This is a genomic window from Streptomyces sp. NPDC051555 (assembly GCF_044454405.1).
Lineage (GTDB): Bacteria > Actinomycetota > Actinomycetes > Streptomycetales > Streptomycetaceae > Streptomyces.
Map to the genome: position 1 here is coordinate 767,707 of NZ_JBITDP010000001.1, position 14,202 is coordinate 781,908.

The following is a 14,202-nucleotide window of genomic DNA, read 5'->3' on the forward strand; positions in this document are numbered from 1 at the left end:
GGCGGGGGCAATGGTGAGCGCAACGACGGAGCCGGGCCACGCGCAGGGGACCGATGCGTTCCTGCGGCACATGATCTGGCGTTATCCACAACAGCGGCAGCCCGTCATGGCGCTGCTCGGACCGCGCGGATCGGGCAAGTCCACCCTGCTGGCCAACCTGTCCCACGGCTGCGGCTCGACGGTGGTGCACGCCCACCTCGACTTCAACGAGAACCCGGTGGACCCGGTGTCCGCCGCGACCCTGGCGGCCTTCCAGATGATGCGCGGCTGGGACACCCTGCGCCGCAGCCCCGTCTTCCACCGCTTCGCCCTCGGGCTGCTCGCACTCAACGAGAACCTGGAGACCGACCGCACCCGGGCCACCGACCAGATCAGGGGGCTGATACAGGCCTACACGCGGGGCACCCGGCCGGGCCGCTTCGCCACCCGGGTCGCGGGCGCCGCGGTCACCACCATGGACGTCGTGGCCACCGGCGCGCTCAGCCCGCTGGTCTCCGGGACCGGCAGCCAAGTGGTCGCCGCCGTCCGGGACCAGGCCCGACCCGTCATCGGCTCCCTGCTCCAGAGCGCCGCCCGCTGGGGCCTGCGCGACGCCCTGCGCTGGCATGTCAGCATCCCGGAGGCGGAGGACGCCGGCTACGTCGACGCCCTGATCCGGCTCAGTTCCGCGTCGCGCTCGGCCGCCGTGGCCCCGCTCCTCTCGGCCTTCCTCGCCGACGCCCAGGAGCAGGCCGAACGCCACCCGGCCCTGCGGTCCACCTGCTCCTGCGAGGTGCCCGAGCACGAAGCGGCCCGCGGGCGCCACGACCACGCGTGGGTCCTCCTGGTGGACGGCGCGCAGACCGCCGCCGGACGCCGTTTCCTGGGCGCCCTCATCAACGCGCGCATCCGCAACCGGCAGACCGGACAGGGCGCTTCGGCCAAGCCCGACCCGCTCGTCGTGCTCGCCGCCTGCGACCAGTGGCAGCCCGAGTGGACCACCCGCTGGTGCGAGCCCTGGCGGACCACCCCGATCGCGGGCACCTCGCAGCGCCGCGTCCCCCTGCTCGCGCGCGCCGACCGCGCCCAGTGGGCCCGGGAGGACGACGCGGGCGCCGCCGCGGACCCGGACTCGGTGGCGTCCCACTGGTACCCGGTGTGGCTCGACCCGATGACCGAGGACCAGGTCGGGTACGTCACCGGCGCCCCGGGACCGCTCGCGCCGCCGCTGGCCGCCTCCGTCGCCCACCGGCTCACCGGTGGTCACTGGGGCGCCGTCACCGCGGTGAAGGAACAGCGCGAGGGCGCGCTGCCGGACGGCGACGCCACCGCGATCGAGAGATCCCTGCCCGCCGCCCTCGACCCGGGCGGCAGACCGCTGTGGTCGCGCGCCCTGCAGACCAGCCTGCCCGAGGGGCTCGCCGTGCCCGCCGAGCGCTGGACGCCGCCGCCCGCCATCGTGCTGGCCGCGGCCTACCTCGCCGACGCGCGCACCGCCGACGACCCGTGGGTGCCGGCCGAACTCACCGACCTCCCGCACAGCTTGGAGCTGCTCCGCCGCAACCTGTGGGTCAGTACGCACGCCCACGCGCCCTCCCGCATCCGCGAGGTCGGCTGGGGTCCGGCGGACCGGCCCCCAGCCCTGCACCCGTGGCTGAGCCGCTGCGTCCTGACCGCGCTGTCCGCCGCGCCCGCCGAACCGCCGGCGGGCGGCCGCGCCCGGACGCCCGGGGAGGCCGACGCGCCGCCCGTCGACCCCTGGGACGGGGTGTTCGTCCGCCAGGCCGAGGCGCTGGCGGCGATGTCGGCGGCCCGCGGCCGGACGCCGGAGGCCGTCGAGGAGCAACGCCTCTTCTACGAGCTGTGCCTGGGCCGGTTCGCCCCGGTGGCCGACGCGCTGGCCGCCCGCTTCGACCGTGACCACCGGGCGTGGGTGCGGCTGCTCGACTACCTGGCGTCGGCGCCCTGCCGGTTCGTCCACGAACGGTCCGCCCCGCAGGTGTACGCGCTCCTGCTCGCCGGGATCGAGGGGCGGGGGAGCGGCGTGGTGACGGTGGCCACGGCCAAGCTGCTGGCCCTGCTCTGGCTCTACAACGACCCGCTCACCGAACACAGCCACGGCTGGGACGCCCAGATCGAAGAAGGCTTCGAACGGCTGTCGCACAACTCCCGCTTATTGGACGTCAGCGCACTCCAGCAAGCGGGCGCGCTCTTCGCCTGACCCCTCCGGGCCCGCCGAGGGGCGGGCCCGGGCGCACCGCTAGGAGTGGTTCATGACCGTAGGTGTCCACAATCCTCGACTCGGAGGACTGCGCCGTCATCCGGTGCTGTCCCTGGCCGCCGCCCTCGTCGTCCTCGCCGGTGTGGTCTTCGGCGCCCGCTGGACCTACGACTACTTCAACCGGCCCGCCCTGAGCTGTGGGTCGGGGATGACCGCGGCCGGCTCCCCGCCGGCCTGCGTAGGGGTGAACCTGGAGAGCGCCCCCTTCACCAAGGCCGAACCGGAGCGCATGCGCAAGCTGGAGGAGATGATCAAGACGTCCAACGCGGCCGTCAAGGGTCCTTCCAGCAGTGTGGTGTTGCTGCTCGACCTCTCGCCCGTCGCCGACGTGGACACCCTCACCTACGACTCCCTCTACCCCAACATCGAAGGGGCCGTCGCCGCCGTCTGGCGGGCGAACAACACGGCCGCGTACGGCAGTACGCCCGGCGTGAAGCTCTACCTGGCCAACATGGGCAGCCAGTACGGCGCGTGGAAGGAGACGGTGGCCCGCATCGAGAAGCACGCCGAGGCCGAACACATCTCCGCCGTCGTCGGCCTCGGTCAGAGCACCGAGGAGACCCGGCAGGCCGCCGCCGCGATCTCCGCCAAGCTCCACATCCCCGTCATCGGCTCGACGGTCACCGGCAATTCGATGAACCTCGACCCCACCGACCCGGCGGGCAAGCGGCTGATCACGGACATGTTCCGGGTCTCGCCGACCAACACCGACTCGGTGATCGCCGCGAACCAGTACGTCGCCGGGCTGCGTCCTGCCGTGAGCTCGCTCGCCGTGGTCGCCGACGGGGTCGTGGGTGACGACTACACGGCCACCCTCGCGGCCGAGGCGAAGGTCCGCCTCCAGGCGCCGAACCGCACCGTCACCGTCCTGCCGTACACCTCGCCCAAGAGCCTGCCCAGCGGCTCCGGCCGCAAGGCGTACCTGATCAACCAGTTCAACCTGATGCACGCGAACCTCTGCCAGGCCCAGCCGTCGATCGTCTACTTCGCCGGCCGCGGCCGCGACCTCGGCGCCTTCGTGGAGAACTGGGTCCAGGGCTCGCCCTGCGGGATCACCCAGCTGCACATCCTCGCCGGGGACGACGCCTCCGAGGCCATCCACGACGAAGCGGTCCTCAAGGGGGTCGCCTCCGGCCGGGTCGCGGTGGCCTACACGGCGCTGGCCAGCCCGGACCAGTGGGGCACCGCGTGCCCCGGCTCGGACGCGAAGCACAACTACGACCAGTTCTGGGCGGCGTACACCGGACGGCCCGACCCGTGCACGAGCCAGCGCCTCACCACCCAGGGGGACGCGGCGGCCCTCGCCTTCGACCCGGCCGACCTCGCCAACGGCCAGGCGATGCTCACCCACGACGCCACGGTGGCCGCCATCAGCGCGGCCCGACAGGACAGTGCGGGGCTGAAGAACCCGGGCCTGGAGACCGGCATCCTGCACCAGTTCTACTGCGCGCAGATGCTGCCGGGCGCCAGCGGCTGGCTGTCCTTCGGCGTCGACGGCAACCCCGTGGGCAAGCCGGCCCCCGTCGTGGAGATCCAGCCGGACGGGAAGACGAAGACGGTCTCGCTGACCTGGCCGAACTCCGCCCCCAACCTGAGCCTGCCGCAGCGCGGCGGCACCGGCGCCCCGGGCTGCTGAGGCCCGTACCGTACCCGCACCCGTACGCCCGCCCCGACCCGCCCGCCCCTCGCGAGCGGGGCGGGGCGGAACGGGGCCGATCGTTCCGGATCTTGTACGGCTCGGCGTCTATCCCGGCCGGGTCCGCGAGTGGCAACCTGGGCGTGCCGCTGCTCAGCCGAGCCAGGGCGGGCAGGGGTCCCTCCCCCCGACCCCGTGCCCGCCGACCTCGTGCGCGGCCTCATCGACCTGCCACAGAGGGAGTTGCCCCGCATGCAGACCCGCTCGACCGACCATCCGCGCAAGCGAGGGGTGTGGGGGATATCCCTCGTCCTGGTCGCGGTCACGGCCCTCCTCGGGGGCATCCCCGGCGCGGCCGGGGCGACGCCGCTCGCCGCCGCCCCGCCCGTTCCCACGCTGACCTGGGGGCCCTGCGCCGACCCGGGCGACGGCTTCGAGTGCGCGACCGCCCAGGTCCCGCTCGACTACCGCGAGCCCACCGGGCGCACCATCCCGATCGCGGTCACCCGGCACCTCGCCGCCGACCCGGCCCACCGCACGGGCGTCCTGCTGCTGCACCCCGGCGGCCCCGGCAACTCCGGAGTGGACTTCGCGCGCGACAGCTACGACGCGCTGCCCGCATCGCTCCGGGACGGCTTCGACGTCGTCGGCTACGACATGCGCGGGGTCAAGCGCAGCGGCCAGATCGAGTGCTGGAACGACCAGGAGTACGCGGCCGCCGTCGACGCCGCGCGCGGCGTCCCCGGCCCGGGGGCCCTGCAACTCGCCGTCCGACAGGGCCGCGAGGTCGGCGCCGCCTGCAAGGCGCGCTCCGGCGACCTGCTGCCGTTCATCGGCACCGCCTCGAACGCCAAGGACATCGACCTGCTCCGCCAGGCCCTCGGCGAGCAGACGCTCACCTTCTACGGCCGGTCCTTCGGCAGTTACGTCGGCACCGTCTACGCCGCCCAGTTCCCCCGGCGCGTGCGCGCCATGGTCCTGGACGGCTCCTACGACCCGCGGCACTACGCGGACGTCCCGTACGCCTACGACGCGGGCCAGTTCGTCGCCCTGGACGCCGCGGTCGGCCGGTTCCTCGACTGGTGTTCGCAGACTGCCGCGACCTGCGGGTTCGGTGAAGGCAAGGCCCGGCAGGCCTTCGAACAGCTCAAGCGGGACCTCGACGCCGATCCGGTCGTCACCGCGAGCGGACGCCCGGCCACCGGCTACACCCTCGCCTACCGGATGATGTTCAACATCAACTCGGGCAAGGAGATCTGGCCCGCCCTGGGCGAGAGCCTGCGGGCGGCCCAGGAGCACCGGACCACCTGGCTGCTGAACCCGCCCTCGCCCGGCTCCTTCGACTTCCTCAACGTCAACATGGCCGTCGAGTGCGCCGACCGCGTCTACCCGAGCAGCCGACTGCTCCTGGGCGCGATGGTCGGCGCCGAGTCCGCCACGACGCCGCTGCTGGGAACCCCCATCGGCCTGGGGCCGCCCACCTACGACCACAACCACGCGCCCACCTGTGCCCAGTGGCCGGCGGAGCGCGCGAGCCGCTTCGAGGGCTCCTACCGGGCCGCGGGTTCCGCGCCGATCCTGGTCCTCGGGAACACCGGGGACCCGGACACCCCGTACCAGGACGCCGTGGCCCTTGCCGGGACGCTGGAGAACGGACGACTGGTCACCTTCGCCGCCGAAGGACACACCGCCTACAACCGCAGCGCGTGCGTCAGCGCGCTCGTCAACGACTACCTCGCCACTCTGGCCCTGCCCGCGCGGGGAACGGTCTGCGCTGACGAGGCGCCGGCGGTCCCGCTGGCCCGCCGCAGCGCGAACGTCGGCGTCGACGAGACGCGCGACGTGATCCCCACCCTGCGCTGAACACCCCGGAGCAGCGGGGCCGCGGTCGACCGTAGGGTCGGCCGCGGCCCCGCTGCCGTGTCGGCGGCGGTGCGGGCGGCCCCGTGGTGACGGTGGGGCAGGAGTGCGGGCGAGCCCGCCTCTTGAGAAGTATCGGTACTGGGTAGGGTGAACCGGACAACGGGTTCGGTGCGGTTCTGGGTGGGGTGGGGGACATGGGACGTCAGATGCGGGTGCCCGGTGGGATCCTGGCGGTAACGGTTCTGCTGGCCCTGGCCGGGTGCTCGCAGACCGCGACCGACCGGGGGGCGGGCGACGGGAAGCCGTCGGCGTCGGCGTCCGGCGCCAAATCCCCCTCGCCGTCCGCGTCCAAGAAGGGCTCCGGCGGCGATGACGGCAAGCCGGTCACCGGGGACGTCCTGCCGGGCATGGTCACCGTGCAGGTGGCCCGCACCCAGTTGGCCGCGCTCAAGGTCGCACCCGTCGGCTCGATGTCCGGGTACTCCCGGGACAAGTTCACGCACTGGATCGACCAGGGCAGCAAGTGCGACACGCGCGAGACCGTCATCAAGCGCGACGGCAAGGACGTCACCCTGAACACGGACTGCAAGGCCGCTTCCGGCACCTGGCGCAGCCTCTACGACGGGGTCACGATCACCGACGCGGGCAAGCTGGACATCGACCACATGGTGCCCCTCGCCGCGGCGTGGCGCTCCGGCGCCGCCGCCTGGGACCCGCAGCGCCGCAAGGAGTTCGCCAACGACCTCGTCCGCCCGCAGCTGATCGCGGTGAGCGCGTCCTCCAACCGGTCCAAGGGCGACCAGACCCCGGACAGCTGGCAGCCCACCGACAAGAGCGCCTGGTGCCAGTACGGGCGGGCCTGGACCACCGTCAAGTCGACGTACGGACTGACGGTGACGGAAGCGGAGAAGCAGATGCTGACGACGATGCTGGACACCTGCGCCTCATGACCGACGACGGGGCGGGCGCCGCCGAGCAGTGGGTGGACGAGGTCGTCGCGGGACCCGGCGGAGCGATGACCGACGAGGTCGGGGTCATCACCGGGGACCTGACCCTGCGCACCAGCGCCCGGCCGGGCGGCCCGGCGCTGGTGGAGATCCAGTACACCGGCGCGGAGGAGTGGTACCGGCTCACCTCCGGGCCGCACCGGCTCGAAGCCACTCCCCACGCCCTGCACCGCGCGGCCCTCGCCCTGGTCCGAGCCGGCTACCGGGCCCAGGAGCAGGCCGACGGCTGACTGCTGACGGCCGACCGGGTCGTCGGTGGTCGTCAGCGGTGGTCGTCAGCGGTAGTCACCGGTAGTCATCGGGGTGGCCCTGCATCCACGTGTTGACCTTGTCCCTGGTGCCGATCAGCAGGGTCTGGTGCTCCTTGAGGTTGTCGAAGGACCGGTCGCCGGCGAGCTCCATGTCGAGCTTCGCGATCAGGGCGATCGGCTCGGGGAAGTGACCCGGTCCCTTCGGGTCCGCCTTCATGGACCTGTCCATCTGGTGCAGTTCGTCGTACACCCGGCCCAGGAAGAAGGCGCATTCGCCCGGCGTGCAGGAGCCGCCGAGGGTCGCCTGGAGCCCGGCGAAGGCGTCGCGGACCTTCACCGGGGGCGCGGTCGCCGGGTCGGCCGCCCCTGCCGTCGGGCCCGGGGCACTGGCCGACGGCGAGCCCCCGGTGGTGGGTTCGGTGGCGGCACCCGTGGCGGGACTCGCGGCGGGGCTCGTGGCGCCGGTGGCGGCGGTGCCCGCGGTGGTCGGCGCGGCCGGCTCGGCCCGCTGGGGACCCGGGCCGCAGGAAACGGTGAGCGCCGCCAGGGCCGCGACGACGATCGCCGCACCCCGTGCTGTGGACGTGAACATGTTCTTCCCCCGCGTTCGTAGATCACCCGACCCTACAGAACCGCCCGGCCGGTGATTGGACCGGCCGGACTACCATGCGAACGCCGGGAGTTCGGGCCGTAGGCTGGCGCCGTGACCGAGGTGAGCGGTGTACTGATCGGGGGTCGTTACCGGCCCCTGGAGCTGGTCGGCCAGGGCGGCATGGGCCGCGTGTGGCGGGGGACGGACGAGGTGCTCGGCCGGGAGGTGGCCATCAAGGAGGTGACGCTCCCGCCCGGCACCACCGGCGATCAGCGGGACGTCCTGCTCCGGCGGGTGGTGCGCGAGGCCCGCTCGGCGGCGCGGCTCAACCACCCCGGGATCATCACCGTGCACGACGTGGTCGAGCACGAGGGCGCGCCCGTGATCGTCATGGAGTACGTGAGCGGCACCTCCCTCGCCGCGGCCGTCGCGCGCGACGGCGCACTGCCCGTCCAGCGGGTCGCGGAGATCGGCGCGGCGATGCTGAAGGCACTGGGCCGCGCCCACGCGTCGGGCGTCGTCCACCGGGACGTCAAACCGGACAACGTCCTGCTGACGGAGGACCGGGTGGTCCTCACCGATTTCGGCATCGCGCACACGGCGGACGCGACCACGGCGCTCACCCGCACCGGTGCGCTCATCGGCACCCCGGCCTACATGGCCCCCGAACAGCTGACGGGCGGGTCGCCCGCACCCGCGACCGACCTGTGGGCGCTGGGGGCGACCCTCTACTGCGCCGTCGAGGGCGTACCCCCCTTCAGCGCGCCCAGCTTCACCGCGCTGTGCATCGCCGTCGCCACCGAGGAACCCCGGCCGACGCGGCGTGCGGGCCCGCTCGCCCCGCTGCTGGTGGCGCTGCTGACGAAGGACCCGCAACACCGGATCGGCGCCGCGCAGGCACTGACCGCGCTGCAGGCGCTGGCGCAGGAGCGGCCGACCCCCGCCCCGGCGGGTCCCCCGCGCCCCACCGTGCTCGACGCCGCGCCCCCGGACCCCACCCGGCCCACCGCCCGTACCGCCCCACCGTCCCCGGCCACGGCCCGCCTGCTGCGCCTCGTCGGCTGCTACGCGCTGCTGTGGGTCACCGGCGTGGTCCTGCCCTGGAACGACCTGGGTGAGGTGGTGCGCCGGGGGCACGGGACGGCGGCGCTCACCGTGACCCTCGTGCTCTGTCTGCCGCACGCCCTGCCCAGGCCGCGCTGGAGCCCCGCGGTCTGCTGGGCCGTCGTCATCGTCGCCGACGTGGCGCTGTACTTCCTCACCCAGGAGCTGCTGCGGCGGCTGCTGGGCTGGTGGGACATCGGCTTCACCACGCGCCCCCTGATGATGCTGGCCAACGTCCTGATCCTGGGCACGGGGGCCTGGCTGCTGTGGTGGAAGGTGCCCGGCAGTCGTCCCGCGTGAGCGGACGGTGACGCCGGTCGGAGCGCCGTACCCCCGATGCGCCTATATTCTGGTCAATGTGATCGAGTCCGGACGGCCGCGGCTCCGTAGGCGCCCCGACCCGGGAAGCCTCGTGCGTCTGTCGCCGGTCGTCCTGACCGTCGTCATCGCCAGCCTGGCCTATGCCACGCCGCCGGAGATGGCCTTCAGTCGACTGTTGCCCGCGGCGCCGGCCCTCGCCGCCGCCATGTGGCCGGTCCTGCCCACCGTCCTGCTCGGGACGGTCTGCCTCATGCTGATGATCGGCCTCGGCTTCGTCTTCCCCGACCTGGGGACGTGGTGGACGGCCGCGGGCATCATCGCGGTGACCGTCGCTGCCGCGTACGGGAGCCACGCCCGGCTCCAGCGCGAGCGCACGCTCTTCCAGGTGCGGCTCGTCGCCGAGGCCGCGCAGCAGGTGGTGCTGAGCCCGCTGCCGCGCCGCATCGGCGGCGTCGAGATCGAGTCGCTGTACCTCGCGGCCGCGGCGGAGGCGCGCATCGGCGGGGACTTCTACGAGGTCGTCGACACGAAGTACGGGGTCAGGCTGCTCATCGGCGACGTGCGGGGGAAGGGCCTGCCGGCGGTGGGGGCGGCCGCCGCGATCGTCAACGCCTTCCGGGAGGCGGCGTACGACGAGGAGGACCTGGTCGTCGTCGCCCGCAGGCTGGACGCCAGCAGCACCCGGTACAACGCGGCCTTTCCGCCCGAGGGGGCCATGGAACGCTTCGCCACCGCGCTTCTCGCCGAGATCCCGCACGAGGGCGGCCACGTCGACATCCTCAACTGCGGACATCCTCCCCCACTGCTCCTGAACGGCAGCCGGCTGCACGTACTCGAAACGGCGACGCCGTCGCCGTTGCTGAGCCTCGCGGAGCTGATCGGCGACCACTACACCGTCGACACCTTCGATTTCGCCCCCGACGACCTGCTGCTCCTGTACACCGACGGGATCGCGGAGGCGCGCGCCCGCGACGGCGAGTTCTTCCCGCTGACGACGTGGATGCGGCGACAACCCGGTACGCCGCCCCGCGAACTCCTCAGCGCCCTCCACCGCGATCTCCTGCACTACAGCAGGGGGCGCCTCGACGACGACATCGCCGCCCTCGCCGTCCGCCTGCGCCGAGCCTGAGGCGTCAGCCCGGAGCGCGAGCGGTACGACGCTTCGCGGTGGGTCAGCCGCCCTGGCCGGCGCTGCCGATCGGGCCGACCTTGACCGGGGAGCCGCTGCCGTCCGTGACGGGCAGCGTGGCGGCGCCCGGCCAGGCGAGGCTGACCGACTTCGTCTCGTCCGGCGGGGTGACGACCAGGCCGGTGACGCGGACGCCGGAACCGCCCGACGTGTTGAGCGGGTAGGTGACGCCGAAGGAGACCGCCGCACCCTTCTTCAGGGTGGTCGGGCCGGGATGCTGGCCGGTGCGCTTCGCGGAGATCGACCCCGCGTCGGTCTTCAGATCGACGCCGGCGTACTCGGAGAGCGTGCAGTCCCGGCTGCCGTGGTTCTTGAACTGCACCGCGACCGTACCGTCGGTGTCGCCGCCGATGGTGCTGTCGATCGCGGTGATCTCCAGGTCGCCGGTGCGGCACTTGTCGGAGCCGGATGCGCCGCCCTTGTCGGATCCGGTCCCGGCCGCCGTGCCCTTGCCGCCCGCGACCGCGGGGGAGCCCTTGCCACCGCTCTGGTCGGCCCCGCCCGTGGTCGACGGCGCGGACGGGGCCGGGGAGGCGGTGGACGCGGACGACGGGCCGCCACCCGGTGCCGCGGCGTCATCGCCGTTCTGGCACGCCGTCAGCGAGAGACCGGCGGCGACGGCCACGGCGGCGAAGGTGATCTTGTGGACGCGCATCGTTGTTTCCTCGGGATCGGTTGGCAGCCGGAGCGGCTCGGGCCCGAACGGGCCGGTGGGAGCGGGCACTTCTGATCCACAGGACCCGTCCGAGTGCCGATCCGTTCCGTCCGCCCCTGCCCTCATACCTTCCTGTTACACGCATGGTCGGACGACGCGTGCCCGTGCGGCCGACACCACAGGTCGGCCCACGCCGCCGACCAGTGGAGATGGCGGTTCCCGCCATGCTCCGCGCGCGTTCTCGGCCACTGGGCCCCTGGGGCGGAACTGTGACGCAGTCGATCTTGACGGCGAGCGGCGCGGGCTCCGTCCTCAGCGGGCTCCGGCACCCTCCGGGTTCGGGGTGGGCGGCGGGTTGTGGCAGGTGACGTCCTTGGCGGGCAGCCGGCCCGTCGAGAGGTACGCGTTGACGGGTATGTTGGCGCAGGCCGTGGGGGTGGAGAGGTACACGCCGTGCCCCACACCGCCCAGCGCGAGCACCATCCGCGATCCCTTGAGCGCCTGGTGCAGCCCCTGGCCGCTGCTGAGCGGGGTCATCGGATCCCACTCGTTCTGCACGGTCAGGACATCGGCCCGGGTCTTCACGGGCGTGGCGGGCTCCAGCGGCCGCTGCCAGAAGGCGCACGGTTTGATGTTCGAGGCGAAGTCCCCGTACAGCGGATGCTTGATCTTGTCCTGCGCCGCCTCCCGCGCGTACTGGTCCGGATCGCGGGGCCAGTTGTCCGCGTCCCCGCACACCACGGCCCAGTACGCGGCGGTGGCGTTGCCGGCGGGAGTGGCGTCCGGCACCTCCGAGGCCCCGGCCGCGTCGACGCCCGGGCCGGCGGCCCGGACACCGCCGAGCGGTGACCGCGCGCCGGGCCCCTTCTTGCCGGCGTCCTTCCCGCTCGTGCCCGGAGCGGTGCCGCCCGGAGCGGGGTTCACCGGCGGCTGGGGCGCCTTGTCGGCGGACGCCCTGATGCCCTTGATGACGACCGAGGCGGCTTGGGGATCGAAGTAGAGCGACGGGTCGGCCCTGATGTCGTCGCCCGTCATCCTCTGTCCGTAGTGGTTGATGGGTTCTCGGTCGGCCCGCGCCACCAGTGCCCAGAAGGTGGCCGAGACGGCCTCGGGCGTGGTGCCGAGCCCGTAGGTGTCCGAGCGCTCCGCCGCCCATCGGGTCCACCGCTCGAAGGCGGGCTCGGCCCCGGTCCCCTGCACCTGGATCATGCCGCGCCAGGTCCGTCCCGGGTCCACGCCACTGTCCAGGACGAACCGGTCGGTGCGCTCCGGGAACATCTGCGAGTACACCGTGCCGAGGTACGTCCCGTAGGAGTAGCCCAGGTACGAGATCGTCCGCTCTCCCAGTGCGGCGCGGATGACGTCCATGTCGCGCGCCGTGTTGCGGGTGGTGATGTACGGGATCACATCGCCCGACTTCTCACGGCACTTGTCGGCGATCCCCTTGGCCCAGGCCACGTCCGAGGCGAAGGTCTCGGGCCGGTAGGCCCCGCCGGCGCCCACCTCCGCCTCGCTCAGCTCACCACAGCCGATCGGGCTGCTCTCGCCCACGCCGCGCGGGTCGAAGCCGACGAGGTCGTAGCGGTCGCGGACGTCCTTGGGTATCTCGGTGTTCGCCCGTATCGGCCGGAGGAGGCCCGAGGTCCCCGGGCCGCCGGGATTGATGAGGAGGACGCCGCGCCGCTTGGCCGGGTTCTCGCTCTTCATCCGGGATATGGCGACGTCGAGGGTGCGCCCTTCGGGGCGCTGGTAGTCGAGCGGCACCTTGACGGTCGCGCATTCGTACTCCGCCGGCCGATCGGGGCTGCAACGGTGCCACGCCGGCTTCTGGCGCAGATATTCGGGCGTCTGGGCGGCGGACGCCGGGGACGCCACGAGTCCGGGCAGAGCGGTGGCCAGGAGCCCGGCGGTGGCGAGCAGCGGTGCGAGAGGTTTCATGCGCGTGGTGCCGTTCCTTCGTCAGGTGAAATCGCGTGCACCTCCACTGTGTTGGACGAGCTGGTGAGACCGGATCCCTCCCAAGAGCCGACCTTCCGTCCCCCACGCGTACCACCTGGAATCAAGACACCTGGCCTGAACCCACCCCCAAGGTCCCCAGATCCGCCGTCACTTCCGGGACGGCCCGCCCCGTCCCCGCGTAGTCCCGTCCCCCTCAGGGAGGACAACCGACGACAACTGGCGGCGCGAGTCCCACTGGTCGCAGTACTCGATGCGGATCTCGCGCGCGTCGCCGAGGATGCCGTCGTTGGAGTGGAGTTCGGTGCAGAAGTGCGGGTAGCCGGGACGGACGGGGACGTAGCGGGGTCCGCTTCGGGCGACGTCGAAGAAGTGCCGGGCGGTTTCCCCGAACGCCTCCGCGCTGCCGGTCATGAACAGGGTCTCGGCGTGGAGATGCTGGTGGAACAGATCCCGGTTCTCCTGATGGAGCCGTGCCCCGTGGTCGATCAGGGCTTCGTCGGTGTGCCGTGGGCCGGGCAGCGTCACGGTCCGCGGACGCCCTGGGCCGAGCCGTCCTCGTATCTCCTTCCAGCGTGAGGGTGCGAACTGGAGCGAGTGGTGCAGCAGTACGAGATCGAGCTGCCGCGTGCAGTTCTCCGGCAGCTCTCGGGAGGGGCCGGGATTCCCCCGCACGGGCAGGTGGACCAGCGAGCGAGGTGAGGAGGCAGCGAGCGACGCCGATCATCTCCGATGGGTGCCCGGGGAGGCCACCGGGAAACAGCCAACGGACGTCCGCGGGTGCCGATCCCAGCCGTGACGCGCCGGGTCGCGACGAGGTGCGGAACCGATGGTTCTGCCCCCGCTCGGGTGCCCTCAGTACACGAGCTTGTAGGTCACGTCCTTGGCGACCGGGGGCGGCGCGGTGTCGGTGTAGAGGAGCCTGATCGTCGTGAAGCGCCGGACGTCCGGGTGCGCGGGCCAGGTCTGGGGGTCGCTCAGCGTCACCGATACCGGGTAGGCGCGGAAACGGCCGGCCGCGCAGTAGGGGCGGCAGTCGTTCACCATGTCGGTGCCGGTGGCCGTCGCGGTCCGCGCGCCCCAGGTGTCCCACCGCAGGTCGACGAGGTGGTTGTTCCCGTCACCGCAGGCCAGGAGGTACTCCTGGGGGCGCATGCGGGCTTGTGCGGAACAGTCGACGACCACCACCGGGTCCGGTGGGTCCAGCCGCTCCAGCGCCCGCGCCGATGACATCCCACCGGGGTGCGCGGCGACCGGGGCAGCGGCGACGGCCGTCAGGGCCACCGCCGCGCACAACACCGTGCTCATCCGCGCCCTGCGCCGGGACGCGCGCGCGGGACGTTCGGCTGCTGAATCGTTCACGAAGGG

The 14,202-nt window shown here is 72.9% G+C and carries 12 protein-coding genes; 7 read left to right on the forward strand and 5 right to left on the reverse strand.

What is annotated here, in order from left to right; genetic code table 11:
• The first annotated feature begins 13 nt into the window (after positions 1 to 13).
• The 5 genes from ACIBEA_RS03285 (at position 14) to ACIBEA_RS03305 (ending at position 6,996) form a co-directional block, all read left to right on the forward strand.
• Positions 14 to 2,200 (forward strand): hypothetical protein, encoded by a 2,187-nt coding sequence (locus ACIBEA_RS03285; protein WP_399257362.1) that lies wholly within the window; start codon positions 14 to 16, stop codon positions 2,198 to 2,200.
• A 52-nt stretch (positions 2,201 to 2,252) separates the two neighbouring features.
• Complete coding sequence (locus tag ACIBEA_RS03290) at positions 2,253 to 3,896, forward strand: ABC transporter substrate-binding protein (RefSeq protein WP_399257364.1); 1,644 nt, start codon at positions 2,253 to 2,255, stop codon at positions 3,894 to 3,896.
• A gap of 252 nt (positions 3,897 to 4,148) precedes the next feature.
• A complete protein-coding gene (locus ACIBEA_RS03295; protein WP_399257366.1) occupies positions 4,149 to 5,759 on the forward strand; it encodes an alpha/beta hydrolase in 1,611 nt (536 codons plus the stop codon).
• A gap of 194 nt (positions 5,760 to 5,953) precedes the next feature.
• The gene (locus ACIBEA_RS03300) at positions 5,954 to 6,709 is read left to right on the forward strand and encodes a DUF1524 domain-containing protein (RefSeq protein WP_399257369.1); all 756 of its coding nucleotides are present in this window, start codon (positions 5,954 to 5,956) and stop codon (positions 6,707 to 6,709) included.
• Positions 6,706 to 6,996 carry a hypothetical protein gene (locus ACIBEA_RS03305; protein ID WP_399257371.1) on the forward strand — a complete coding sequence of 97 codons (291 nt, stop codon included), beginning with the start codon at positions 6,706 to 6,708 and terminating at the stop codon, positions 6,994 to 6,996. The genes ACIBEA_RS03300 and ACIBEA_RS03305 overlap by 4 nt, the downstream gene beginning before the upstream one ends.
• Positions 6,997 to 7,051: 55 nt before the next feature.
• Here ACIBEA_RS03305 and ACIBEA_RS03310 read toward each other — a convergent pair whose 3' ends face one another.
• The gene (locus tag ACIBEA_RS03310) at positions 7,052 to 7,609 is read right to left on the reverse strand and encodes a hypothetical protein (protein ID WP_399257373.1); all 558 of its coding nucleotides are present in this window, start codon (positions 7,607 to 7,609) and stop codon (positions 7,052 to 7,054) included.
• 111 nt (positions 7,610 to 7,720) lie between these two features.
• On the opposite strand from ACIBEA_RS03310, the gene ACIBEA_RS03315 reads away from it, so the two are divergent.
• Both ACIBEA_RS03315 and ACIBEA_RS03320 read left to right on the forward strand, forming a co-directional pair.
• Entirely contained in the window at positions 7,721 to 9,013 is a 1,293-nt protein-coding gene (locus tag ACIBEA_RS03315) for a protein kinase (RefSeq protein WP_399257376.1), read from the forward strand.
• Between the two features lie 112 nt (positions 9,014 to 9,125).
• A complete protein-coding gene (locus tag ACIBEA_RS03320) occupies positions 9,126 to 10,163 on the forward strand; it encodes a PP2C family protein-serine/threonine phosphatase (protein WP_399257378.1) in 1,038 nt (345 codons plus the stop codon).
• Positions 10,164 to 10,206: 43 nt separating this feature from the next.
• Here ACIBEA_RS03320 and ACIBEA_RS03325 read toward each other — a convergent pair whose 3' ends face one another.
• From ACIBEA_RS03325 to ACIBEA_RS03340, 4 genes are all read right to left on the reverse strand, one after another.
• Positions 10,207 to 10,878: a DUF4232 domain-containing protein gene (locus tag ACIBEA_RS03325; RefSeq protein WP_399257380.1), complete on the reverse strand. Its 672-nt coding sequence runs from the start codon at positions 10,876 to 10,878 to the stop codon at positions 10,207 to 10,209.
• 312 nt (positions 10,879 to 11,190) lie between these two features.
• Positions 11,191 to 12,816 carry an alpha/beta hydrolase gene (locus ACIBEA_RS03330; protein ID WP_399257382.1) on the reverse strand — a complete coding sequence of 542 codons (1,626 nt, stop codon included), beginning with the start codon at positions 12,814 to 12,816 and terminating at the stop codon, positions 11,191 to 11,193.
• A gap of 168 nt (positions 12,817 to 12,984) precedes the next feature.
• Positions 12,985 to 13,362 (reverse strand): hypothetical protein, encoded by a 378-nt coding sequence (locus tag ACIBEA_RS03335; protein WP_399257384.1) that lies wholly within the window; start codon positions 13,360 to 13,362, stop codon positions 12,985 to 12,987.
• A gap of 327 nt (positions 13,363 to 13,689) precedes the next feature.
• Positions 13,690 to 14,196 (reverse strand): hypothetical protein, encoded by a 507-nt coding sequence (locus ACIBEA_RS03340; protein WP_399257386.1) that lies wholly within the window; start codon positions 14,194 to 14,196, stop codon positions 13,690 to 13,692.
• Positions 14,197 to 14,202: the final 6 nt, after the last annotated feature.